Source organism: Synechococcus sp. 65AY6A5, from assembly GCF_002760415.1.
Classification (GTDB): Bacteria; Cyanobacteriota; Cyanobacteriia; order Thermostichales; family Thermostichaceae; genus Thermostichus.
Genome location: NZ_AXUW01000001.1, coordinates 937,280 through 962,182, shown reverse-complemented (window position 1 = coordinate 962,182; position 24,903 = coordinate 937,280). Strand labels below are relative to the sequence as shown.

The 24,903-nt window shown below is 55.3% G+C and carries 19 protein-coding genes, 1 tRNA gene and 2 pseudogenes; 10 read left to right on the top strand and 12 right to left on the bottom strand.

Annotated features, from left to right (window positions below; translation table 11 throughout):
- Positions 1 to 120: 120 nt before the first annotated feature.
- Positions 121 to 1,701: an iron uptake porin gene (locus SYN65AY6A5_RS04485; protein WP_099883997.1), complete on the top strand. Its 1,581-nt coding sequence runs from the start codon at positions 121 to 123 to the stop codon at positions 1,699 to 1,701.
- A gap of 258 nt (positions 1,702 to 1,959) precedes the next feature.
- On the opposite strand, the gene SYN65AY6A5_RS04480 is transcribed toward SYN65AY6A5_RS04485, so the two are convergent.
- Together SYN65AY6A5_RS04480 and SYN65AY6A5_RS04475 are read right to left on the bottom strand one after the other, a co-directional pair.
- Positions 1,960 to 2,763: a DUF6671 family protein gene (locus tag SYN65AY6A5_RS04480; protein ID WP_240530981.1), complete on the bottom strand. Its 804-nt coding sequence runs from the start codon at positions 2,761 to 2,763 to the stop codon at positions 1,960 to 1,962.
- 105 nt (positions 2,764 to 2,868) lie between these two features.
- Complete coding sequence (locus tag SYN65AY6A5_RS04475; protein ID WP_099883993.1) at positions 2,869 to 4,575, bottom strand: SulP family inorganic anion transporter; 1,707 nt, start codon at positions 4,573 to 4,575, stop codon at positions 2,869 to 2,871.
- 767 nt (positions 4,576 to 5,342) lie between these two features.
- On the opposite strand from SYN65AY6A5_RS04475, the gene gyrA reads away from it, so the two are divergent.
- From gyrA to psb28, 4 genes are all read left to right on the top strand, one after another.
- Complete coding sequence (gene gyrA / locus SYN65AY6A5_RS04465; RefSeq protein WP_099883991.1) at positions 5,343 to 7,898, top strand: DNA gyrase subunit A; 2,556 nt, start codon at positions 5,343 to 5,345, stop codon at positions 7,896 to 7,898.
- Between the two features lie 190 nt (positions 7,899 to 8,088).
- Positions 8,089 to 8,484, top strand: coding sequence for a DUF760 domain-containing protein (locus SYN65AY6A5_RS04460; RefSeq protein ID WP_011430263.1), 396 nt, complete (start codon positions 8,089 to 8,091; stop codon positions 8,482 to 8,484).
- Between the two features lie 86 nt (positions 8,485 to 8,570).
- Positions 8,571 to 9,755 carry a glycerate kinase gene (locus tag SYN65AY6A5_RS04455; RefSeq protein WP_228375490.1) on the top strand — a complete coding sequence of 395 codons (1,185 nt, stop codon included), beginning with the start codon at positions 8,571 to 8,573 and terminating at the stop codon, positions 9,753 to 9,755.
- Between the two features lie 171 nt (positions 9,756 to 9,926).
- The gene (gene psb28, locus SYN65AY6A5_RS04450) at positions 9,927 to 10,241 is read left to right on the top strand and encodes a photosystem II reaction center protein Psb28 (protein WP_011430265.1); all 315 of its coding nucleotides are present in this window, start codon (positions 9,927 to 9,929) and stop codon (positions 10,239 to 10,241) included.
- Between the two features lie 5 nt (positions 10,242 to 10,246).
- Here psb28 and gatA read toward each other — a convergent pair whose 3' ends face one another.
- The 8 genes and pseudogenes from gatA to SYN65AY6A5_RS04410 form a co-directional block, all read right to left on the bottom strand.
- Positions 10,247 to 11,776, bottom strand: a complete 1,530-nt coding sequence (gene gatA / locus SYN65AY6A5_RS04445) for an Asp-tRNA(Asn)/Glu-tRNA(Gln) amidotransferase subunit GatA (protein ID WP_099883989.1) — start codon at positions 11,774 to 11,776, stop codon at positions 10,247 to 10,249.
- Positions 11,777 to 11,898: 122 nt separating this feature from the next.
- Positions 11,899 to 12,204, bottom strand: a complete 306-nt coding sequence (locus tag SYN65AY6A5_RS04440; RefSeq protein WP_099883987.1) for a hypothetical protein — start codon at positions 12,202 to 12,204, stop codon at positions 11,899 to 11,901.
- Positions 12,205 to 12,291: 87 nt separating this feature from the next.
- Positions 12,292 to 12,475 (bottom strand): annotated as a pseudogene (locus SYN65AY6A5_RS14750) (hypothetical protein); the annotation flags it as partial.
- A gap of 115 nt (positions 12,476 to 12,590) precedes the next feature.
- Positions 12,591 to 12,929: a hypothetical protein gene (locus SYN65AY6A5_RS04430; RefSeq protein WP_099812128.1), complete on the bottom strand. Its 339-nt coding sequence runs from the start codon at positions 12,927 to 12,929 to the stop codon at positions 12,591 to 12,593.
- 76 nt (positions 12,930 to 13,005) lie between these two features.
- A tRNA-Ala gene (locus SYN65AY6A5_RS04425) sits at positions 13,006 to 13,078 on the bottom strand.
- On the bottom strand, positions 13,069 to 13,743 hold the full coding sequence (locus tag SYN65AY6A5_RS04420; RefSeq protein ID WP_099883985.1) for a Uma2 family endonuclease: 675 nt from the start codon (positions 13,741 to 13,743) through the stop codon (positions 13,069 to 13,071). The genes SYN65AY6A5_RS04425 and SYN65AY6A5_RS04420 overlap by 10 nt, the downstream gene beginning before the upstream one ends.
- Positions 13,744 to 13,809: 66 nt before the next feature.
- Positions 13,810 to 14,190, bottom strand: coding sequence for a hypothetical protein (locus SYN65AY6A5_RS04415; RefSeq protein WP_011430270.1), 381 nt, complete (start codon positions 14,188 to 14,190; stop codon positions 13,810 to 13,812).
- Positions 14,191 to 14,418: 228 nt separating this feature from the next.
- Positions 14,419 to 14,718 carry a ferredoxin gene (locus SYN65AY6A5_RS04410; protein ID WP_099813185.1) on the bottom strand — a complete coding sequence of 100 codons (300 nt, stop codon included), beginning with the start codon at positions 14,716 to 14,718 and terminating at the stop codon, positions 14,419 to 14,421.
- Between the two features lie 483 nt (positions 14,719 to 15,201).
- Between SYN65AY6A5_RS04410 and SYN65AY6A5_RS04405 the strand changes: the two genes are divergently transcribed.
- The 4 genes from SYN65AY6A5_RS04405 to SYN65AY6A5_RS04390 all read left to right on the top strand — a co-directional run bounded on the left by SYN65AY6A5_RS04405 (position 15,202) and on the right by SYN65AY6A5_RS04390 (position 21,059).
- A complete protein-coding gene (locus tag SYN65AY6A5_RS04405) occupies positions 15,202 to 16,992 on the top strand; it encodes an Ig-like domain-containing protein (RefSeq protein ID WP_143596962.1) in 1,791 nt (596 codons plus the stop codon).
- Positions 16,993 to 17,169: 177 nt separating this feature from the next.
- Entirely contained in the window at positions 17,170 to 20,109 is a 2,940-nt protein-coding gene (locus SYN65AY6A5_RS04400; protein WP_143597110.1) for a tetratricopeptide repeat protein, read from the top strand.
- Between the two features lie 27 nt (positions 20,110 to 20,136).
- Entirely contained in the window at positions 20,137 to 20,652 is a 516-nt protein-coding gene (locus tag SYN65AY6A5_RS04395) for a methyltransferase domain-containing protein (RefSeq protein WP_099883981.1), read from the top strand.
- Positions 20,653 to 20,660: 8 nt separating this feature from the next.
- Positions 20,661 to 21,059, top strand: a complete 399-nt coding sequence (locus SYN65AY6A5_RS04390) for a hypothetical protein (RefSeq protein ID WP_143597109.1) — start codon at positions 20,661 to 20,663, stop codon at positions 21,057 to 21,059.
- A gap of 400 nt (positions 21,060 to 21,459) precedes the next feature.
- On the opposite strand, the gene SYN65AY6A5_RS13810 is transcribed toward SYN65AY6A5_RS04390, so the two are convergent.
- Together SYN65AY6A5_RS13810 and SYN65AY6A5_RS04380 are read right to left on the bottom strand one after the other, a co-directional pair.
- Entirely contained in the window at positions 21,460 to 22,572 is a 1,113-nt protein-coding gene (locus tag SYN65AY6A5_RS13810) for a glycosyltransferase family 4 protein (protein ID WP_143597108.1), read from the bottom strand.
- A 45-nt stretch (positions 22,573 to 22,617) separates the two neighbouring features.
- The gene (locus SYN65AY6A5_RS04380; RefSeq protein WP_168174237.1) at positions 22,618 to 23,904 is read right to left on the bottom strand and encodes an FkbM family methyltransferase; all 1,287 of its coding nucleotides are present in this window, start codon (positions 23,902 to 23,904) and stop codon (positions 22,618 to 22,620) included.
- Between the two features lie 806 nt (positions 23,905 to 24,710).
- Between SYN65AY6A5_RS04380 and SYN65AY6A5_RS14310 the strand changes: the two are divergent.
- A pseudogene (locus SYN65AY6A5_RS14310) lies at positions 24,711 to 24,903 on the top strand (RNA-guided endonuclease TnpB family protein); the annotation flags it as partial.

Below are 24,903 nucleotides of genomic sequence, written 5' to 3'. Positions count from 1 at the left end.
ACATCATGTCTTCACCGAAGTCCGCAGTTGCCAGACTTGTTCTTGAGTTAGGCAATTGGTTACCTCTAGAAGACATCCCTACAGCCAAAAAGGTGTGAGGAAAAGAACAAGGAGAGAAACATGCCCGTGAAACACGCGAACTACTGGAAAACGCTGCTGGCCGGCACTCTGGGTGCAGCAGCGATCCTGACCCCTGGAGTGGCTTATGCCCAAGCTACCGGGCCGGTCACCTCCATCTCTGAGCTTTCGGATGTGCAGCCCACCGACTGGGCCTTCCAAGCCCTGCAATCCTTGGTGGAGCGCTACGGTTGTATTGCCGGCTACCCTGACCGCACCTTCCGCGGCAACCGGGCCATGACTCGCTTTGAGTTTGCCGCCGGTATGAACGCCTGCTTGGATCGCATCAATGAGTTGATTGCAGCCGGTTTGGCCGACAAAGTCTCCAAGGAAGACTTGGCCACTCTGCAGCGCTTGCAAGAGGAATTTGCTGCTGAGCTGGCAGCCCTACGCGGGCGGGTGGATGCCCTGGAGGCCGATGTTACTGATTTGAAAGGGAAGGTCTTCAACCCGGTTACCAAGTTGAATGCCCAAGTCATCGCCGCTGTTGTAGGCAGCGCTCTCACGGAAGACAGAGTTGTTGATGGGAAGGTAGTGGCAGAGCAAAACCAAGCCAACATGACTCTTCCCTATCGGGTACGCTTGAACTTCGATGCTTCTTTTGTGGGTCGCGATCGCCTGCGCATTCGTCTCCAAGCTCGCGATGCTGTGACTGAGTTCTTTGATGGGGATCCCGGCCTTGAGTTTGGCGGCCGTGGCGGCGGCACTTTCACCCTGGCCAAGCTGATCTACCAATTCCCAGCTTTCAACCGAGCAGCTACCATCTACACGGGTATCGTTGGCTCAGGTGTGTTCGATGTATTCAACTACAGCACACCCTTCGAAGCTCTCTCCGACTTTGCTGATGCTCCCAACTCCACGGCGGATGTGCCAGGTGGAGCTCTGTTTGGCTTCCGCTACCGCCTCTCCGATCAACTGCGCTTGGCCTACAGCTACAGCAGCAGGAACGCTCAAGCCTTGGGCAACGGCTTCGGCGACAGCGGTATAACCGGTAGCGACAGTGCCCACGCGGTGGAGCTGGGCTTCCTGCCGAATGAAAATCTAGAGATTTACCTGCAGTTTGCCAGTACCTATCTGCAGACGGCAAACGATGGCCCTGAGTTCTTAGCCAACGGTACAGCTCTTTTCCGTGGCCCTCTGAGAGTAACCAATGTGTCCACCTCTGCACGGGTGAACGCCTTTTCTGTGGCTGCCAACTGGGAGATTACCCCCCGCGTCATCGTATCTGGCTGGTTTACTGCTGGCAATGTGGATTACAACTTGCCCAATGTGGTACCGGCTGGCACCATCGATCCGGGTGATGAAGATTTTAACGGATTCCTGTTTGGCTTCGCCTTCCCAGATCTGTTCATTGAGGGTGCTCAAGGGGGTGTGGTTTTTGGCCAGCCAATTGTGACCACCAAAAATGAAGGAGTTTGGGATACCCGCCCGTTCATTGTGGATGTTTACTACAGCTTCCCGGTGAACGAGTACCTCACCCTTACCCCGGCGGCCTACTTTGTGAGCAACCCCAATGGTGCTCTACCTGGGGACAACGACCCAACCATTGGTGTAGGTGCTCTGCGGGCTGTGTTCAACTTCTGATGAGTTGACCTCTTTTGCAGGTTCATAGCTGGTTAGGGGATCCACTGCAGTGGATCCCTTTTTTGGTTCAAACCTTCCTTTATGGTCATTTCGATTCAGACTAGGACACTGCACCCACGTCTGAAACGTTGAGTGCATACAGCGAAGGGCTTTTTCTCTATAGCCCAGGTGTCTCACCCTAACCTGAAACGACTACAACTCCTCTGCGGGGATGACAATGCCGGCTCTGGAGAGCCTGAGGTCGGGCTCAAGACAAGGCTAGGGATTACAGAAAGCACACTGAGCGGGATCTGCCCAGGGCTCTGCCACAGGCTCGGTGTGGGTGTGAGAACAGCGGGAACAGCCATATACCCAAGCCTTGGCCACGGGGGTGGGGGCGCCACATTGGCCGCAGGGCAGTCCAGAGACCGAGCGGATCTGCCAGTAGCCGGGAGTGCCGCAGGCCGGGCACAGGCTTTGGGCTTTGGCGATTAGGTTTTGGGTGGCGGCTGCGATGACTTGGAGCCGGGTTGGGTTGTACAGGGCCCGCATGTCGGTTTCCAGATGCAGGCCACCCTGCCGAGCCAGCAGCTCCCCCACCACCTGCTTCAGGGTTGCTTCGTCTTGGATTCCTTTGTGGATAACCTGGGGCTTTTCTGGCTGGTCGAGGGCGATCAGGGCGTGCTGGGGAAAACCCGCCCTTTGGGCAAAGTCCAGCGCTTCTGCCCAGCTCTGCACCCAGCGATGGCTGAAATTGGTTTGGGTGCTCTCTGCATAGCCGACCAGCTCCAAGGGCTCCGCGCCGGGTTCAAAAACCCTGAGCATGACCCACTCCTGATTCCAAGGGATCCAAGGGATCTGGGGGTGGGGGCCAAAGGATCCCTCGCTGGCCAAGCCCAGAGCTTCAGGATGATCCTGCAAAGCCCTTGCAATCTTCAGGCGCAGAGTGTGGATGGGATCCCCCGGTCGGGGCCGCTCCCGCGAGAAGGTGCCCAGTTGGTCGGTGTCAAAAGTTGCTACTTGGACTTGAATCCCCAAATGTTCGGCCAAGAGAGGGCCGATGACCTGCTCTTTGCGATGCATGGTTGCCAAGTAGGCGACCCGACCCTTCCATTGCATAGACTCAGACTTAACCTAGATCTGGCAAACGGATCCCGCAGCTTTGTGGCTCAGGCCAATTGGGGTTACTCAAACCAGGGGACTGGCCTCTGTCGGCAAGCCCAACTGGGCAACAGCCTCGGCCAAAGCCACCTCACGGCTGTCCACAAACCGCTCTGGGGGCAGCGGCAAATGTAGGTTTTCCAGGCGCTGCCGGATCCGGCCCTTGGCCCCAGCAATCCACACCTGTTTGCCCCGATCCAGGGCCTCGCGAATGGCATTTTCCAGGGATAGCGTTGCGGAAACGCCCAGCATCGGCACATCCGACAAATCCAGCACCAAGGCTTGGCAGGAGGCCACCGCCTGATGTTGGCGGGAAATGGCTTGGGAAACCCCGAAGATCATCGGCCCGCTCAGGTAAAACAGCAACACCTGCCCGCATCCCTGGCGCAGCAATTCCCTCTCACGGGGAGTGAGATCCACCGCATCATCGGCATCGGTAATGGCTTTCACCTCTTCGGAGTGGATCTCGCTGAGGCGTTGGATAGTGAGCAAGTTGGCCACAAACACCCCCACCCCCACGGCAGCGATGAGATCCACAAATACCGTCATGAACATCACCCCGTACATGATGGCTGCCCCTTTGAGGGAAAGGCGGTGGGCCCGCTTGAGGAAGCTCCAGTCGAGGATATCCACCCCCACCTTAAAGGCGATCCCTGCCAGCACCGCCATTGGGATCCCTTGCGTGAGGGGAGCGGCAAACAGCACCACCATCAGCAGGATTAACGCTCGGGTAATGCCGGCTAGAGGGGTACGTCCGCCCGACTGGATGTTCACCACCGTGCCCATGGTTGCCCCTGCTCCCGGCAGCCCTCCCATGAAGCCGGACACCAAGTTAGCGATCCCCTGCCCGATCAGCTCTTGGTCGGAGTCGTGGCGGGTGCGGGTGAGGTTGTCGGCAATCACCGCCGTCAAGAGGGTGTCGATGCAGCCCAGCATCCCCAGCACCACCCCATCCAGCACCAAGTTGGCCAGGGAAGCAAAGGGCAACTGCGGCCACTGCAACTGCGGCAAACCGGTGGGGATAGGGCCAATGCGCCGCAAATCCCAATCGGCCATGAACAAGCTGGCCACCAGCGTTCCCAACACCAAAGCCACCAACTGCGGCGGCACCACCCGTCGCCAGGGCTTGGGATAGCCAAAAAGGATGGCAAGCGTCAGCAGCCCCAGCCCCAGCTCTGGCATCTTGAGGTTGAGCAGGTAGGTCGGCAGGTTCTGCACCGCCCCGATCACTCCCCCCTGGCTGGCGTGGCCCAAAAGCGGCGGGATCTGCAGCAAAATCATGATCCAGCCGATCCCGGACATAAAGCCGGAAATAACGCTGTAGGGCATGAGGGTGATGTACTTGCCCAGTTTCAGGGATCCAAACAGGATCTGAAATAAGCCCCCCAGCATCACCACGGTGAAGGCCGGCCCTAGCCCCTGCTCCGGGTAACGAGCTGTAACATTAGCAACCACCGCTGTCATCATCACAGTCATCGGCCCGGTGGGTTCGGAGATGAGCGTGGGCGTACCCCCAAACAGAGCCGCAAAAAAGCCCACGCATACTGCTCCGTACAAGCCCGCCACCGGCCCTGCCCCCGAAGCCACCCCAAAGGCCAAGGCCATCGGCAAGGAAACAATCGCTGTCGTCAGCCCGCCGAAGAGATCCCCGCGCCAGTTGTCTAGGCTCAGACGTCGGTGCCAATCCAGAAATCTCTTGCCGCCGGACTGTTGTTCTTTCGCTTGGCTCAGCATGCCCCAAAGCCCTCCACGCTATGGGCAGCCTATCATTGAACGTTACTATAGAGATCATGCTAGAGAATAGATTTTCTTCTATAGTTTCCCTCAAGGATTCCCCTCCAAGCGAGGGCATGGGGCTTGAGCCGGTAGAGTTGTGTGAAAGTGAGAGTAGTCCACATAGCGATGCCCATTGCTGTCCAGGTGGAGAATATCGGCAAATCGGTGGTTCCAGAGAATCTCATCGGCCAAGTAGGAGTGGCGAGCATGGATGGTTTGGGAATAAGGTGTCGTCGATGCCGGTCAAGGTAATGATCAGCTCCGCTTGGCCCACCTGTAAATCTCGATCCATGAGGCTGTAGAGAGGGCCGCCGATGAACCACCGAGCCTCTCCTACTGGAAGTCAGCCAGCCTTCACAAAGGGCGAATGGTAGACTGGGAATACAAAAGCTTTCTGCTCAATTCAATCACCTTCAGCTTACTAGCGCAGGAGCCCCGCACTGTACCCGTAGGGTCAGTGTCGGGAGGAATGCTATAATAATTCTGCGGACACCAGAAACGGCTGTTTAGGGCACTGGTAACGGTCGATTGGGGCTGCCCGTAAACCAGCCCAGAGGCTCGTGGTTAGTTTACTAACTGCAGGGCTACCGAAAGCCCGCCCCGTACTGCGAAGCAGTCAGGGTCGGGTAGTTTACTCTGCCACGGCCAAGGTTGGCTTCTCGATAAACTTCCATGAACCCACTGCGCCAAGGCCGACTGGGATCCCTTACGGATAACCCAACCCCATGAGCGACAACGAATCGACGGCGCGCATCATCTCCACCGACCTGCAGCGGGAGATGTCGCAGTCCTACCTGGAATACGCCATGAGCGTGATCGTCGGGAGGGCTTTGCCAGATGCGCGGGATGGCCTGAAGCCGGTGCACCGCCGCATTCTCTACGCTATGCACGAGTTGGGCCTGACGGCGGATCGCCCCTTCCGCAAGTGTGCCCGCGTGGTGGGGGATGTGATCGGGAAATACCATCCCCATGGGGATCAGGCCGTCTATGATGCGCTGGTGCGCATGGCTCAAGATTTCTCCATGCGGGAGCGGCTGGTGGATGGGCACGGCAACTTCGGCTCTGTGGACAACGATCCGCCGGCAGCCATGCGCTATACCGAGTGTCGGCTGACTGCCTTTGCCCAAGAAGCCCTGCTCCAAGATATTGACGCCAACACTGTCGATTTTGTCGGCAACTACGACGGATCCCAGCAAGAACCCCTGGTACTGCCGGCGCGGATCCCGCAACTGCTCCTGAACGGCTCTTCCGGCATCGCCGTGGGCATGGCCACCAACATCCCGCCTCACAACTTGGGCGAATTGGTGGACGGCCTGATTGCCCTCATCCACAACCCCAACCTGACCAGCCTGGAGTTGATGCAGTGGATCCCGGCCCCCGACTTCCCCACCGGGGCGCTGATCATGGGCCAAGAGGGCATCCGCGAAGCCTACACCACCGGGCGCGGCTCCATCACCTTGCGGGGGGTGGCCACGGTGGAGACCATCGAGCAGCGGGGCCGACCGACGCGGGAGGCCATCATCATCACCGAGCTGCCCTACCAAACCAACAAGGCAGCCATGATTGAAAAAATTGCCGAGCTGGTCAACGAGAAAAAACTGGAGGGCATTGCCGACATCCGCGACGAAAGCGACCGCGAGGGCATGCGGGTGGTGATCGAGCTGAAGCGGGATGCTCAGCCTCAGGTGGTGCTCAACAACCTCTACAAGCAAACCCCCCTGCAGAGCAACTTCGGGGTCAACATGCTGGCCATCCTCAACGGCGAGCCGCGCACCCTGACGCTGCGGGACGCACTGCAGGCTTTCTTGGATTTTCGGGCAGAGGTGATCGAGCGGCGCACCCGCTACGAGCTGCAGAAAGCCGAAGAGCGGGATCACCTGTTGCAGGGCTACCTTTTGGCTTTGGGGCAGTTGGATCGGGTGATCGCCCTCATCCGCGGAGCCGCCGATGCCGCCACAGCCCGAGCTGAGTTGCAGGCAACGTTGGGCCTGAGCGAAGCGCAAGCCGATGGCATTTTACAGATGCAACTGCGCCGCCTCACCGCCCTAGAAGCGGAGAAAATCCAGGCCGAACACGAAGACTTGGTGAGGCAAATTGCCGATTTGCGGGATATTTTGGCCCGCCGGGAGCGGGTGATGCAGATCATCAGCGAAGAGCTGCAGCAGCTCAAGAGCCGCTTTGCCAGCCCGCGCCGCTCCCGCCTCTGCCTGGAAGACTGTGAGCTCAAGGTTGCCGATCTGATCGAGAACCGCGAGACGGTCATCTTCCTCACCGAGCAGGGCTACATCAAGCGCATGGACCTTGAAGAGTTCCAGGTGCAGGGGCGGGCCACCCGCGGCAAGGCCGGCGCCCGCATCAAAGACGACGATGCCATCGAGCAGTTTTTTGCCTGTCGCAGCCACGACACTATCCTCTTTTTCACGGATCGGGGGATGGTCTATACCCTGCCCGCCTACGAGATCCCGCAGGGGAGCCGCACCGCCCGCGGCAGCGCCATCGTCCAGTTGCTGCCCATCACTCGGGAAGAGCGGGTTACCTCGATGGTGCCCGTGAGCGAGTTCAGCGACGACGAATACTTGGTGATGCTCACCCGAGCGGGCTACATCAAAAAAACGGCCCTCAGCGCCTTTGCCAATGTGCGTTCCAACGGCCTGATTGCCATCTCTCTGGAGGAAAACGATGAGCTGCGCTGGGTGCGCCGCGCCCGCTCCAGCGACGATGTGGTTATGGCGACCCGCCAGGGCATGTGCATCCGCTTCCGGGCAGATGACGAGCAACTGCGCCCCCTGGGGCGAGCCACCCGCGGCGTGCGGGCCATCACCCTCAACCCCGGCGACGACATCGTCAGCATGGACATCATCTTTGCCGAGTCGGTGATGGCCGCTGAGCGAGAGGGGGAGAGGCTGGCCAACCCCTGGGTGCTGGTGATTACCAAAGAAGGGCGGGGCAAGCGCTCGGCCATCGACCACTTCCGCCGGCAAAACCGGGGCGGCAAGGGGGTGATCGCCACTAAGTTCCGCCAGGAGTCGGATGAGCTGGCTGCCCTGCGCATCGTCAATGCCGAGGACGAGATCCTGTTGGTAACTGCCAGAGGCATTGTCATGCGCCAGTTGGCCAAGGCCATCCCCACTCAGTCTCGCGAGGCGACAGGGGTGCTGGTGCAGCGCTTGGATCCGGAGGACAGCATTGTAGGAGTGACGGTGGTGCCCGCTTCGTTTATCAGGGATCCGGCGGAAGCTGAAGAGGAGCCGGCAGAGGGGATCCCCGAGGCCGACGGTTGATCTCCGAGGCGGCGCCTCCCGAGGTACGGCATTTGCCGCCTCAAAGGGGTGGGATCCCGTACCGAAGGCGGCGAGGCTCGGGTGTTAGGTTTGACATAGCCCAATTGGCGGAGCTGCGAAGGCCTAAGGAATGGGGCCAACAGCTCCGAGTTGGGCTAGATTTGCTGTGTTTGGGGAGCTTGGTGACTCCATGTCGAGCCCGATCAATTTCATTCCTGGTTTTGAGGCCGCGCAAACACCCAGCCCCAACAACCGGCTCTGGCAATATCTGCAGTCTCAGGATCCCAGCGTTTTTCAAGACATCGCCCGCAACTCGTCGCCGGAGGTGCTGGAGATCTTGGGCCACAACATTCGCAGCTTGGTGGGCAGTTTGCCGCCAGACCAATTTGGCGTTCAAATCATCACCAACCGCGAGAGCTTGGCAAAAATGCTCTCCGGGGCGATGATGGGTGGCTACTTTCTGCGGGTGATGGAGCAGCGTCTGGCCCTGGAGCAGTCTTTGGGCAACTCATCCGCCGCCGTCCCCTCTCCCCAACCTTCAACACCGGATCAACCTCCAACAGCGGAGGGGGGCAGTGCCCAATAGCTCCGGGCTCAGCCTTGCGGGCCCGCAGCCAAGTTCAATCCATCCTCTCTGTTGCCGCCGAGGACGTTTTAGGGCTGATGCTGGGTATGGGTTCACCAGACCAGGGATCTGAGTTCAGCCGCCCACCTCGGCGGGTTTTGATCTGCCCGGATAGCTTCAAAGGATCCCTGACAGCCAAGGCAGCAGCGGAGAGCATCTCCCGGGGCATCCGCCAGGTCTTGCCGAAGGCCAAGGTGGAGCTACTCCCCCTGGCCGATGGGGGCGAGGGCACGCTGGAGACCTTGTTGCCGGCGCTGGGGGGAGAGAAACGAGGGCTGTGGGTCACTGGCCCGCTGGGGGATCCCGTCTGGGCCGAGTACGGGGTGGCAGGCGAGCGGGCGCTGCTGGAAGTAGCCCAGGTGGCCGGCCTGACCTTGGTGCCCCCTGAGCAGCGGGATCCCACCCGCACCACCACCTATGGCCTGGGGGAGCTGTTGCGGGCCGTCTGCCGGGATCCCATCGCCGAGATTTGGATAGCGCTGGGCGGATCCGCCACCGTCGATGCGGGTGCGGGGATGGCGCAGGCCTTGGGCTATCGCCTCTTGGATGGGGCCGGGGATCCCATCGGCTGGGGGGGAGGGGAGCTGGCCCGCCTGGCGCGCATCGAGCCACCTAAACAGCGCATTTGGCAAGGCAAGCGCATCCGCGGCCTCTGCGATGTGCAGAACGCCCTCACTGGCCCGTTGGGGGCGGCTGCCGTCTTTGCCCCCCAGAAGGGCGCCACTCCCCAGCAAGTGCGGCAATTGGAGCAGGCACTGCAGCAGTGGGCCAGGGTGGTGGAGCGGGATCTGGGCCGGGCCGTGGAGGGGATCCCAGGGGCCGGCGCCGCCGGCGGGCTGGGGGCAGGATTGGTGGCTTTTTTGGGCGCCACCCTGGAGTCCGGGATCCAGCTCTTGGCCCAGCACTTGGCCCTGCCGGAGCGTCTCCGCCGCTGCGATCTGGTGGTAACTGGCGAGGGCCGCCTTGACGAACAGAGCAGCATGGGCAAGGTAGTGGGGGCGGTGCTGGAGCAGGCCATGGTGGCCCAGAAGCCCCTGCTGATTCTCTGTGGCCAGGCCACCCCGGCAGCCCGGGCCGACTTGGCCGCCCGACCCCTTCCCATTAGAGTTGCTGCCCTCTGTGACCGGATCCCGGATGTGGCCGAGGCGCAGCGCCAGGCCGGTTACCACCTGGAGCAGATGGCCGCTTGGGAGTTGAAAAAGTTTCTGGCCGGGGATCCGATCCCCACCTAGCAAATGGCTGGGAAACAGCTTATCCATCGATCTCCAGCTCCCCTCTCCCCTTGGGAGAGGGGCTGGGGGTGAGGGCCGCTAGGGGCGGGGATCGCTTGGGTCAGCGACAAAGTGTCTTAATCATCGTGTTTGGAACAACTATAATGACTTGAATGAGTTTTTTTAAAAATTATGGCCACTATTGAGTTTTCTCCCGGTATTCCAGAAGTGCCAACGCAGGTGCGGTTGCTGAAATCCAAAACCGGCAAGCGGGGATCCGCCATTTTTCGCTTTGAGGAGCTGAAGTCCGACACGCAAAGCATCCTTGGCATGCGGATGATCGACGAGGAAGGGGAGCTGACCACCCGCAACATCAAAGCCAAGTTCTTGAACGGGGAATTCAAGGCCTTGGAAGTGATCTACGACATGGAAACAGAAGCAGAATGGGAGCGCTTCCTGCGCTTCATGGAGCGCTTCTCGGCAGCCAACCAGATGGGCATGGCCTAGTGGGCTCAGCTTTTGGATTTTTTGCTCCCCTTGGTGGACTTGCTCTTGGCTTTGGGCTGTTGAGCGGTTCCCTGGGCCTGCTCAAGGGGGGGCTGTCCCAGGGGAGGTCGCCGCTTGTGCCAGTCGGTGCTCTGCTCATAGGCATAGGCCACCCGCAGCACCTTGCTCTCCTGCAAGACGTTGCCTATGATCTGCAGGCCAATGGGCAGACCGTTGGCAAAGCCACAGGGCAGGCTCAGCCCCGGCAGGCCCGCCAAATTGACCGGGATCGTCATCAGGTCGCACAGGTACATACTCAAGGGATCCTCCCGCTCCCCCGCCTTGAAGGCCGGCGTGGGGGTGGTGGGGCTGACCAGCACATCCACCTTCTCGAAGGCCCTGAGGAAATCCTGCTTGATCAGGGTGCGCACCTTCTGGGCTTTGAGGTAGTAGGCGTCGTAGTAGCCGGCAGAGAGGGCATAGGTGCCGATCATGATGCGCCGCTTCACCTCCGGCCCAAAGCCGCGGGCGCGCGTTTTGCCGTACATAGCCAAGAGCGAGTCGGCGGGTTCCCGCAGGCCGTACTTGACGCCGTCGTAGCGGGCCAGATTGGAAGAAGCTTCCGAAGGGGCGATGATGTAGTAGGTGGCCAGGCCGTAGCGAAAGCTGGGGCAGTCGATCTCCAGGATCTCCGCCCCCAGCTCCTCTAGGTGTTGGATGGCTGCTTGCACGGCAGCGCGGGTCTCTTCCCCACACCCCTCTCCCAGCAGGTCGCGGATGACTCCAATCTTGAAGCCTTTGATCTCGGGGATCAGGGCCTGGCTATAGTCCGGGATCTCCACCTTGAGGCTGGTGGAATCCAGGGGGTCATGGCCGGCAATCCCCTGCAGCAGCAGGGCCACGTCCTCCACCGTGCGCCCAAAGGGCCCCACTTGATCCAAAGAGGAGGCAAAAGCCACCAGCCCATAGCGGGAGACCAGCCCATAGGTGGGCTTGAGGCCGACCACGCCACAGAAGGCCGCCGGCTGGCGGATCGATCCCCCCGTATCCGATCCCAGGGCCACCACCGCCTGGTCTGCCGCCACCGCCGCCGCCGACCCGCCTGAGGATCCCCCCGGCACCCGCGTCAGGTCCCAGGGGTTGGCGGTGCGCTGAAAGGCCGAGTTTTCCGTAGAACTGCCCATGGCAAACTCGTCCAGGTTGGTCTTGCCCACCGTCACCATGCCGGCAGCCGCCAGCCGCGCCGTCACCGTCGACTCGTAGGGCGGGATGAACCCCTCCAGCATCCGGGAAGCGCAGGTGGTGCGGATCCCTTGGGTGCAAAGGTTATCTTTCACCGCCAACGGGATCCCGGCCAAGGGGCCGATCGTCTCCCCGGCGCGAATGCGGGCGTCCACCGCTCTAGCCTGCTGCAGGGCCAGCTCTTCGGTCACGGTAATAAAGCTCCTCAGCTGCGGCTCCAGTTGCTGCAGGCGCTCCAGGTATTCGCGCGCGATCTCCTCAGCAGAGCGCTCCTTGTTCACCAACTGGGTATGCAGGGCACGGATAACAGACATAGACAAACTCGCAAGGAAGGGAAAAGGCTGATCCAGCTCAGTGAAAGTTCCCTCTAGAGTAATCCAGCGCGGCTCCCTACTAACTCCCCTCTCCCTGAGGGAGAGGGGCCGGGGGTGAGGGGCTACCGTCGTTCTAAAAAATCGCGAAAATCGCGGCGCAGATCCCGGATCTCCTGCCGCATTTCCCTCATCTCTTGAGCCATCTCGTCAGTGCGCCGTTCCAGCGCTTCGGTGCGGCGCTCCAGCGCCTCGGTGCGGCGCTCAATAGCCCGGGTGCGCGCATCAAACCGATCCAGCGCCTCCCGGAAAAACTGCGCCAGCATCGCCTGCCCTTCCCGCAGCTCTTGGATCAAAACCTGCTGGTTTTGCTGGGCAGCTTGCAACTCCTGGACGGCCCGAATCAGCCACTGCTCTTGCTCAGGTGTCATGGTTACCAAGGCGCTACAGAACAAGGAAATCCTACCACCCTAAATCTGATACATTTACGCCGAACATTGCTGAACATCACTGTTCAACTATGCAGCGATAGCATTCTGTTTGTTTCCAAACAGAATGGCGGTATCCCGCAAAGCTTTGAGTAGAATACCCAAAGCGCAGTTTCCGTGTCGTCTTACTACCAATTTTCTGCTTTGCTTTGGCTACCATGTTGGCAGACTCGAAAGTAAACAGAAAGATCAACTGGTAGTAATCCGTACTGAACATATTATACATTATTTTCAGTATAGTTGAGCTTATTATTGACTAGAGTCATGCTACTCCTGGGAGAAGGATCCGGGGATGGTTACATTAGCAACGCAGAGCGCTTGGGCCCAAGTTACCGCCGTTCCAAAAAGTCGCGGCGCAGATCCCGAATCTCTTGCCGCATCTCCCGCATCTCTCGGGCCATCTCGTCAGTGCGCCGTTCCAGTGCTTCTGTGCGGCGTTCGATGGCCCGAGTACGCTCGTCAAACCGATCCATTGACTCGCGAAAGAACTGCGCCAGCATCGCCTGTCCCTCCCGCAGCTCTTGAATCAAAACCTGCTGGTTTTGCTGGACAAGACGCAGCTCCTGCTGGGCAGCTTGCAATTCTTTTTGGGAGGCTTGCAGCTCTCTTTGGGAGGCTTGCAACTCTTGGATGGCTTGAATCAGCCACTGTTCTTGCTCGGGCGTCATGGTTACTGAAGCACTACGGAATAAGGAAATCCTACCACCCCTCTCCTGCTGGGAGAGGGGCCAGGGGTGAGGGCGATGGAGAGTAGGGAACTCGAATCCCTGACCTCTGCGGTGCGATCGCAGCGCTCTACCAACTGAGCTAACTCCCCGTAGCTTTACCAGAATAACCCGAATCCGCAGCCAAGATCTCCCCCGCCTGCAACTCCAGCTTGGGAAAGACCTTTGAGGATACCGGATCGGATCCCTTCAGCTCCAGCACATCGTACCAGCCTTCATGAAGCAGCAGCAGGCTCACCTTCTCCTCCAAGGGATCCACAACCCAATACTCGCCGATCCCCAAAACGCAATACTCTGCTTGCTTGGCCCGGTAGTCCGCCGCCCGGCTGGATTCGCTCACCACCTCCACCACCAATAGCGGCGGCGGATCCTCCAAGCGAATCAAAGCCTCTCGGGATCCCATCTCCTGCCACTGCTCCAAAGGCAGCACCACCACATCCGGGATCCGCACCGTTTCCCAGCGGTTGCCCCGCGGCGACTGGATCCCCAGGCCGCCCTGGATTGTTGTCCAAGGCAACTGCCGTCTGGCGATCTCCGCCTCAAAAACCTGGCTGAGAAACTTTTGGATCTGGACATGCCGTCCGGTTGGAAGGGCCATGGGCACCAACTCCCCCGCCACCAACTCATAGCGGGTATCGCCGCCATCGGAATACTTGAGGTACTCTGCCAAACTCAGGCGAGCCGTTGTCGATCCAGAAGCAGAAACGGATCCGATCGTCAAAGCCACAGCCACCTCCAAAGGCTGCTCTGCTGCCATCCTAACCCCCCTCTCCCTCAGGGAGAGGGGCTGGGGGTGAGGGCCGGCGCGGAGCACTTGAGGCTGCTACCGCCGTTCCAAAAAATCGCGGCGCAGATCCCTCATCTCCGCTGCCATCTCATCAGTGCGGCGCTCTAGGGCTTCCGTGCGCCGTTCCAAGGCTTCTGTGCGCCGTTCCAGGGCTTCGGTGCGGCGTTCAATAGCGCGGGTGCGCTCGTCAAAGCGATCTAGCGCCTCGCGGAAAAACTGCGCCAGCATCGCCTGCCCCTCGCGCACTTCCTGAATCAGAACCTGTTGATTTTGCTGGCCCGCTTGCAGCTCTCGAATCAAAACCTCCTGGTTTTGCTGGACAAGGCGCAGCTCCTGCTGGGCAGCTTGCAGCTCTTTTTGGGCAGCCTGCAGCTCCTGGACAGCTCGGATTAACCACTCTTCTTGTTCTGGGGTCATCGTCAAAAAGTTCTACAGAGGATAAAAAAATCCTACTCCCCTCTCCCTCAGGGAGAGGGGCTGGGGGTGGTCGCGTTAGCGGCGCGGAGCGCTTGGGCTGGGAGAGGGGCTGGGGGTGAGGGCCGCCGGCGGCGCACAGCGCTTGAGGCTGCCGGAAAGAACCACCCAAAACAAAAACCCCTCTCCCCATGGGAGAGGGGCCAGGGGTGAGGGATCGGAGGTGAGGGCTCAGTACAGCGCTTCTTCTTGGTGGGTGATGATGGTGCAGTCGGAGGTGGGGTAGGCCACGCAAGTCAGCACATAGCCCTGCTCGATCTGATCGTCATCCAGGAAGGATTGATCGCTTTGATCCACCGTGCCGCTCACCAGCTTGCCGGCACAGGTCGAACAGGCCCCGGCACGGCAGGAATAGGGCAGCTCGATCCCTTGCTCCTCCGCCACATCCAAAATGTACTCGTCGTCCGGCACATCGATGGTGACGTCCAAGCCCCGCTCTTCGTTGATCAACCGAACTTTGTAGACAGCCATCCTGGTTGGATCTCCAGAAAAAACATCCACTCCTCATCCTGCCACCCTTCTGCCCCGGATCAAGCCCTCTTGGGCCAGGAAATAGGCAAATCTTCGGGTTTTGGGCACTTGGATCCGGGAAAGCCTTGCCAGACAAAGATCCCGGCCATGTCCCACCTCGCCTGCCCTGCTGCAATCCAGCACCCTTGAACCAGGGCTCTCCGAAGCAGCAGCCACCGGATCGTGAGCCACGAGCAAGCTCGTGTTCTCCGTCTGTGACCCAGATCACTCTCATTTCAGCCTGCGAAAAGGAGAAAACCCTTGCCAAAACCGACAAATCTACCTGTATGATTGACGGAGAAGCAGACCAACCGCCAAGCGGCGTGTCTGCGTCTCCCCTCGATTGGCCACTCCCCAAAGGGCATAGGTTGCCCTGGGTAAGCCGATCGAGTAAGTTAAGGGAAGTGTTCAGCCAAACCCTGCTTTTTGGTTAAGAGGAGAAACATGAACGGAACAATGCACAAGTGGCTGCTCAAGTCACTCGGGTCTCTGTCTCTGGCTTCGACGGTGGTGCTGCTGCCCATGCTGCTCACCGGTTGCGGCGAAGATAGCTCCGGCACTGCGGTGCCCGTACCGCCCCCGCCCCCGCCGCCAGCTCCCCCGACTCCTACCCCCACGCCGACTCCTACCCCCACGCCGACTCCCACTCCCACACCCGTAGGCCGCGTCATCAGCATCAGCCCCTCGGACGGCTCTACCAACGTTTCCATCAACACCTCGATTGTCATCCGTTTCAGCGAGCCGGTGCGTGAGGCTCCTCTGACGCAGGCTTTGAGCATCACCTCGGTGGCGCCCCAGGCTGGAGCTGTGCCGGCTCGGGATCTTACCTTCAACGCCGACCGCACCCAAGTCACCATCACCTTCCGCACGCCGCTAAGCAACGACTCTGTTTATCGGGTCACCATCTCGCGGGCGGTGCCAGACTTGTTTGCCTCGGGCCGCAGCCTGGCCGAAGACTTTGTGGCCACCTTTACCACCGGCAACGTGGCCGTTTCGAGCGACCCGATTAGCCTGCTGCCGACGCAACTGGCGGCGGTGACGCCCAATGGGCAAGTGTTCTCCAACCCCAACGTGATTCCGGTGGGGCATGGCATTCGCCGCAGCGGAGTAGCAGAGAACACGCCGGTGGGGGTTTACACCGATTACCGCGCGGTGCTGTCGTTTGCGATCCCGGCCAGCATTCCGTCCAACGCCGTGGTGCAGGCAGCCCAGTTGACGCTGGTGCAGTTGCCCTCCAACGACTCAGCCACCATTCCTGGTTTTGGCAACCGGGGGCGGGGCTTCTTCTTCCTGGATCCGACACCGCACAACCTGCCGTCCAACAACGTGGTGTTCCAGGAAGTGACCTTGGGTGCGCCCAACAACGTGGTGTCCAGCGACTTCTTTGCGCCGGCTTCCAGCCCCACCTTTGTGGCTCTGAGCATCAGCGGCAACGTGCTGGGCAACGATGTATCGGCTGGGCCGCGTACAGCAGATGTGCGACCTGGGGTGCAGCGGGCGGTGTCGGGCTCCCGCTTCTACCAGGTGCGGCTGCAGTGTGCCAAGGAGGTGTGGAACAACCAGGCTACCCCTGTGTTCCCCAGTGGCTCCACCTTCGTCACCACCTTCGCCTTCACCTCCTCCATCACCGTCACCAACTCGGTCAGTGGCACGGTCAGTGGATCTCTTTTCTTCCAGGGGGTGGGTCCCGTCACGGTTGGGGTTACAGGGTCTCGAGCCGAGAACCAAACTACCTACCAAGTTGCTTCGACCAACCCTGTTACGGTCACGATTGCCTTTTTTCCCATCACCTCCATCACGGTGAGCTTCAGTGCGGAGGGCAGAACCTTCTCGGCCTTCTTGCCCACCACCAGCACGACCATTAGCCAAACTGGCCTGGCATTTAGCCAGTTTTTTGGACAGACTATTTCTTTTTCGGTCACCGACCAACCACTTCCTACTGCCGCCTCAACAACCCTCACAGCAGGCCCTTTAGCAGGTGCCAACCCGTTCTCCCAGACCTTCTCCTACACGGCCAGCGTCTCGACTAGCTTCACCGTCAGCGACGTCATCGCAGCCACGTCCACGTCAACGGCAGAAGCGCCAGCTGACACGGTTGGTTTTGAGATCAGCCAGGGGGCTACGGGCACCTGCCGCGCCGAGTTCGACAAAGAGCCGGCTACAGGCACGGGTGCTGCCCCCATCACCACGGCTCGCGGGCCACGGCTGGACATCACCTTCACTGTCCCGCGGTAGTCCATACACTCTATCTGGCTTTAGGGCTGGGTCTGTTGACTTTTAGGCAGCAGACGTTCAGATGGAAAAGGTGGGTGGGTCTTAAGTGCCTACCCACTTTTCTAGGCTGTTAAGCCTACCAAAGGCAGGTGAAGCACTATTCGTTTGATAGAATTGTCTAAGTTGAGACTCAGGGATATGGGAACCGAAATTCAAAAGCTCCTTAAGCAAGCATTTGGCCATCATCAGTCGGGCGAGTGGGATCAGGCCGAGGAATGCTACCTAGAAATCTTAAAGCTAGAACCCAACCATCTTGATGCTACTCAGTATTTGGGTATACTGGCCTACCAACAACAACAGTATGTCAAATCTGTAGAATACTTAGAACGGTGTATAGGTCTTGGTCAAAGGTCGGCATCGTTGTATGTCAACTTAGGTGCAGTCTACGAGAAGCTAGATCAGCTAGAAAAGGCCCTAGAATGCTACCGACAAGCTACCCAAATAGATCCAGAAAGTCTCAACGCAAACTTTAACTTAGGTCTGGCTCTAATTCAACTCGAGCAGTGGGAAGAAGCCCAGAAAGCCTTTCTAAAAGTTTTAGAGTTGAACCCTCAAGAGTATGAGGCAGCTTATTTTCTTGGGCAAGTCTTGCTGAAGTTAGGTCAGGTCAATAGTGCCATCAGCATCCTAAAAAAAGCAGTAAAGGACAAGCCGGATTACGTTGAGGCTCATCTTCAGTTGATTGATGCCCTCTCTTTAGCTGGAAACAAAGAAGAGGCAATTCAACACGCGAGACAAGCAGAACCGCAATTTCCGGCTAGTGCTGATTTACAGCTTAAGCTAGGTTTATTGCTGGCAGAGTCGATGCAGTATGAAGATGCGATTGTTGCCCTAGAGAAAGCCTTGATGATCAAGTCTTCTGCTGTTATTCATCTAAATCTTGGGAAAATCTATGGCGAAATTGGTCAAGAAGATAAGGAAATAGCGCACTACAAAAAAGCTATAGCAATCAATCCAACCTATGCGAAAGCCTACAATAACTTGGGGGCGGCACTAAGCCGAAAGATACGACACCAAACTGCAACAGAGATAGCTGCACAGGAACTAAGCTTGGGAGGTAAAAAAGATCTTGAAAGTCAATGCCAAATTATTCAAGCTGCAAGAGACTGCTTTCAGATTGCTATTTCTCTAGATTCGGAATACGCTGAAGCTCATCACAACCTAGGTATTCTCTACAGGGCAGAAAAGCGGCTAGATCTAGCCAGATATCATATATGCCTTGCTATTGAGATCAACCCAGAAGAATCAGATTACTGGCACAGCTTAGGATGCTGCTACTTAGACTTGTCCATAGCCGACAAGGCAGTTAGATGTTTTGAGCGAGCGATCGACTTAGATCCAACATCTGCTCGAGCATATAACAACTTGGGTCTTGCTCATCGACTACTGCAAAATAGAGAGGAAGCAGAGTTCGCTTTTCACAGAGCTGCAGAGCTTTCGCCGGACTTTGCAGAAGCTTATTGCAATATCGGAGTCAGACTCTTCGAGCAGCAAAAGTACGATGATGCTCTGGAGCACTTCCAGGAAGCGATAAGACTTAAGCCTGAGCTAGCCGATGCCTATTTTTACAAGGGCTTAACCCTTAGCAAGCAATCCCGGACTCAAGACGCGATAGATAGTTATTTGCTAGCTATCGAGAGGAAGCCAAACTTTGCTGCTGCATATCAGAGTTTGGGTGGTGCTTATCTAGAGCAATGCAGACTGGACGAAGCTCTAGAGAACTACAGGAAAGCCCTGGAAGTTGCTCCTGGCTTCGCAGCTGCAATGTCGTGTATCCTAATGGCTTCACATTATTCTGAGAAGTTTGACCCTGTGGAAACATTTATAGAGCATCAAAAGTGGGGTATTTCCTACCAAAGCCAGTATCAAAGCCACTGGAGACCTTATGCAAACTCGCGAACTACCCAGCGTCCCCTCAAGATTGGCTATCTATCGGGTGATTTTCGATTGCACTCGGTACATTTTTTCATGAGCTCAATCTACGATTGCCACAACCAGGAAAAATTCCAAATCTACTGCTACTCAAATGTTGATCAACCTGACACAGTAACTGAGCAGCTCTCCAAATGGGCAACGGGATGGCGAGATATTCACAAGCTAAGTGACGAGAAAGCTGCAAAGTTAATCAGAGAAGATCAGATTGATATTCTGGTGGATCTAAGTGGCCATACCGGCGGCACAAGAGTACACTTAATGGCTTTGCGTCCGGCCCCTGTACAAGTTACGTACCTTGGCTACCCCGACACCACAGGTATGACCGTCGTGGACTACAGGATAACAGATAGCTTTGCCGATCCTTATGATGTAACCGATAGTCTGCACACAGAGAAATTGATAAGGATGCCTCATAGCTTTCTTTGTTACAAGCCCTCTTGTGAGGCACCGGAGATTGTGGATCCTCCTGTGGTTAGAAACGGCTTTATCACGTTTGGATGCTGCAACAATCCTTCCAAGATCACTCCCAGAGTCATTAAGTTATGGGCAGATGTATTGAAGGCAGTGCCCCATTCAGTTCTGCGCCTGAAAAATCAGCGATATAGAGATGAAAGCACCCGTAAACTCTTTTTGGAAAGAATTGGAAGACACGGCATTCCAGAGGAGAGAGTCAAGCTAGAATATGATAGACAGGGCTTTGCCGAGCATTACGCAGCCTATGGAGAAGTGGATATTGCTCTGGATCCCTTCCCTTACAACGGAACAACGACAACCTGCGAAACATTATGGATGGGAGTTCCGGTAATCACTCTGGAAGGTCTAGCACATGTTTCCAGAGTTGGAGTATCTATCTTGAGAACAGTGGACTTGCCGGAATTAATCGCACAGACGGAGCAAGACTACATTCGCATTGCCTCAAGGCTGTCTGAAGACATAGATCTTTTGGTCTGGATAAGGAGAACCATGCGGGAGCGACTCTCGCAATCACCACTTCTTAACGGCAAAACTTTTACAGCTTTCTTAGAGAAGGCTTACATCCTAATGTGGGAACAGTATTGCCAAGATAGAAAAGCTAGAATTAGGTTTACAGACTTGCCGTTCAAGTTTCGCAAGCACCCAAACTTAGCTCAACTCAGAAAGTAAGTTAGCTAGTAGGAGCAGACGACGAGAATGCTTAATCTACACATCGGTGGTAAAGAACCACATCCTGACTGGAAAATACTTAATATTTCGCCCTCTCCTGAGGTTGACTATGTTGCAAACGCAATAGATCTCAGTATGTTTGAGAACGAGAGCGTAGATCAAATATATGCCTCTCATGTTCTTGAGCATCTTAGTTGTCAAGAAGCAGGTGTGGCCTTAACAGAGTGGTATCGAGTCCTCAAGAAAGGAGGAAAGTTATTTGTTTCTGTACCTAATCTAAAGACGCTGTCCAAGCTTATACTAAGAGATGATCTCTCGTACGACGAATTGATAGGTGTTATTAGCATGATTTACGGCGGTCAAATTGACCAGTATGACTTCCATAAATACGGCTATACCATTGAAAACCTGACTCACCTGCTTAAGACCGTTGGTTTTGACTTTATCATTCAAGTAGACCAATTTGGCATGTTTAGAGATGCAAGCACAATTGTCTACTGCAACGAACTTATCAGCCTAAATGTAATTGCCCACAAAGAGTGAGGGGAACCATGTCTGAGCTGTCCATAGCCTCTGTTTTGGGAACCTCAATGCCTCGGATTAAAGTAATTGCCGTAGGGGCATCTGATGTTGGAGCTCCTGAGATATATGCCGAAATCATTCGGAAGGACTATGGAGAGTTAATTGGATTCGAGCCTGATCCTGAGGCTTACAACCGCTTAATTGAGAGAATTCGACAAGGTGATGGCAGTTCTAACGTCTTATACCTTCCTATGGCGGTTGGCGATGGTTCTGAATCCACCCTTTACCTGACCAACAGCGGAATGACATCCTTTCTGTTTAGACCCAATTATCATCTGTTGGAAAAGTTTCACGATCTGGCTGAGCTTTACCAAGTTGTCTCAGAGACGCTGACTGGCTTGTTATGGATACTCAAGGCAGTGAGCTAAATATTATTCGCGGAGCTAGACGTCTCCTAGAGGAGAGCATTGTAGTAGTTCAAACTGAGGTTCTATTTATCCCTCACTACATCGGCCAGCCGTTGTTCTCTGATATAGATATCGCTCTGAGAGAATGCGGCTTTCTAATTCATAGCTTAACCGGGATTTTCTGTCCACTTATGAAGTCATTTCCGAAGAGACTTACGTCTTTGCGCACTCAGGCATCTTGGACAGACTTTATTTATGCAAAAGACTTTACGCGATTGGGAGAGCTGACATCAAGAAAGCGGCTAGCGCTTGCCACGATCCTCCATGAGGTCTATCGTTCTTATGACTTATGCTCTCACGTTCTCAGAACTCATGATGAGATAGAAGGTACTTCATTTTACGACATCTACATTTCAAAGCTCTAGGATCTTAGACTTTTTGCCTTTGATTTGAGGAAAGACCACATTCGCTTAGCGGCCTGTTCCCAGGTCATGCTTTTCGTATAATCTAATCCTCGTGAGAGTATGGTATTTCTATACCTTGTATCTCTTAGCTGATCAATAGTCTGCGATATGACATGCGGCTGCATGGATATCTCAATCCAAGGGTCAGTTTCTGTAGGCTGCCTTAATTGATGATCTTCAGATTCTCTCAAGATAATGACCGGGCAACCGCATCTCATTGCCTCGAAAGCGTAATTGCCCATTCCAAGTTCAGGTTCAATCTCAAACAATCCAACAGCTCCTGTGTAAAGCAGTGGTAAATCATCAGAACAAAGCCTAAGGTTATGGATTCGAGATCGAATTGGCTTGGATAAATCCATAACAGATTCTAGTGGCACATCAACTTTACTTCCATCAACTGATAGGTAAACAAGCTCAGGGACTTGTCCAGATACTAATTCGCTTACACTATCCAAGAGAGCAAATAGAGCTATCTTTCTTCGTTCCCCCGTTCCCGCTCTAAAAATGATATAGGGACGAGTTAGGTCTTTTTCTTCCCGAAACTTTCTTACCTTTAGAGGGGGCGATGGCATCAAGTCACTGTGCAGACCTGGGTAGATAACCTCAATATCTTCACTAGAAATACCTGGATATTTCCTCATTAAATCTGATGACACCCACTTGGAAGGACATATAAATGCCGATGCAGCCAAAATGGTATTATGTTTCTCCTGTGCTGCTAAGCTTGGTAAGAACTCTTGGACTTCGTCCATACTATAAACCATAGCTACGCTTGAGGTTTTGAGGGGATACGTATACAAAGTTGAGATAAAAATGGATGCATTGACTTGATCACAGACACTTTGCAGACCTATATGATCAGACTCAGCATTCTCATAGCTGTAATCAGGGATTAGGGCCACAACAGTGTCGCCTGGAAAACCTATACGTTGGCTTTCTCTCACTAAGACTATAAAGTCTCGAGTATATCCAAGCCTTACCCACTCACCTATGACGTTGCACCAGAAACTTGTAATAGAGGGTGGAGTCTCTAAATTAGGCTGTAGGGCAACACCATCAACAACGATCATTGCTTTTCCTCAACCAGATCCCAAAGTAAAGAAGACAGGCTTGGATCAAAGTAAAGAAGACAGGCTTGGATCAAGCTCTTTGGAGGGGAATGAGCCTTTTTCTAAGATACCCTCTCTCTTAAGGTTCACGTAGCGAGCTTCCGGCACCGCCACTAAGTTTACAGTCGAGAGGTTGCGAGCTTGTTTGCGAGCCATTGATAACTCATTCAAAGCGGGGTTATATGCAAAGAAAGTATATCCTAGCTCTGATAAGTAAGAAGAAACTTCTCGTGATGCAGATCCTAAATCACCTTTTGCCTCTACTTGAATGATGGGGCTACAACTCTTTATGAGTTCTCGGCCACCTCGTATAACGTCAAAGGAGTCGGTAAAAACATCCACCTTGATCATATCAACTGAGGGGCATTCCATAGAGCGCCACCATTCGTCTAGTGTAACTTTTTGAACGGTTTTTACAGGATGAGTTATTCCAACTAGACTTTTTACTACTCGATTACACGCGCTATCATCACTTTCTAGGAAGTATGCCTTTCCTGACTCACTATCCAGCGCACAAGGGATTACTGTAACTTGTGGTAGCTGATTCATCTTTGCATTGCGTTTCAGTATTTCCACACAAGCCTGAGTCGGCTCAAATGCAACTACCTTTCCTTCAGAACCTACTGCCTGAGCCGCAACAAGAGTGTATGAACCTACGTTTGCCCCCACATCTATAAATGTCATTCCCGGTTTTAGGTAAGACTTGACAAAGTCAATCTCCGCCTCAAACCATCTTCCTTGGGCCAAATGACAATGGGTAACGACCGAATCCAGACTGCCTTCCAGACTCATGATGTGGTTTTCATATGGCACATCAATAACTTCTATTGAGTTCTTTTGACTTGATAGCTTTGGATTATCCGTTTTTCTTCGAAAGAAACTCACAGATACTTGAAAGCAAGCCTCAGTCCACTTTCTAATGGCTTTTGTGGTTGCTTGGGCTTGATTTTGCCTCAGGTAATGTATACCTTCGACCTGCAAACTTTTGGATAATCCAAGACCTACGACTGCTTGGGCTTGTAAATCCTTTGGGTAAATGGCTGCGGCAATGCGCCAGAAGGGCATCGCCTGAGGTTGGTAGTATAATGCTATCCTTTCAGCTATCCAACGAGCTAGGTAGTACAGGTACTGATCTACAGACGGAAGAGCCAGACCAAAATCGTCTTCTAGCTGAAAGTAAGGAGAATCAATCCGCCATGCTAGTTCGTAACCTTCTGTGTTGGGAGGGGGAATATCTCTCCACTTCTCTGGGTCTAGCTCTAGCTGGTTCAGAAGCTTTACTGCTTCTTCCATAACAGTGAAAGAGACCCCTAGAACCCAAAGCGAATGGAGTCTATTTAATAAGCAAGGCAGATGATTTGGTTCAACGTCAGCGCCTTGGTTCCAGTAGTAAAGCGCTACTGACCAAGCATTTCTTCTTTCCTTGGACGTGGGAGCTGTCGCCGCTATGCGAATTTGATTAATCCCAAGGGTGTTCCAGGTTGAGCCTGTTTCGAAAGATGTAGCTACCATTCTCTATACCTAGATTTAACTCAGAGTCTGGACAGGATTAGACCACCTAAAATAGGTACCGGTAAGAGCTCTTGACTTCGCCATCTAATCACCTTAATCATTGCTGAGCAGGCTCAAATTTTTCTTGATCCAAAACCTATGTCTGGATCCAAAACCTATGTCTGGGGAAATCTTCATTACATAAGAACTGTGCCGGAACTATTCCGAATGAGTATCATCTTTGAACATATAAACTCACCACTCTCACCAACATGAGGGAACCGCAGCCACAGTCTTTCCGAGGACCACTAAATGCTATCATAGTTCTATCATAGTTTTCATCCTGTAGGATCCAGTTAGAGAGTCAGCTTGGGTAAGTCTAGGTTAAGTATTGTGTAGGAAGCAGTGCGCAAAGTTGGAGGCTCCCTTGTCTGCCCGTTGTCTGTGGAGTTGTCTGGCCAGGTTTTGGCAGGTTGGGTATCTCTTCAGCCGCATCTCAGAGCTCAAGCTGTATAATTCGCCTTTGCCTTCTCAGCTAAAAATCGCAGGAGCCCCGCACTGTACCCGTAGGGTCAGTGCCGGGAGGAATGCGAGGTTACAATAGAACCATGACCCAAGTCCTGACCGTCTCCTGCAAGCTCAAGGTGTCCCAGTCGCAAGCCGCCAAATTGGACGCGACTTTGGAGGCTTTTGGCCAAGCCTTGAATTGGGTCAACCAGAACACGCCGGAGAAGATCGTCAACGCGGTCAAGCTGCAATCCCTTTGCTACTACGAGATTCGAGCCCGGTTTGGCTTGTCCA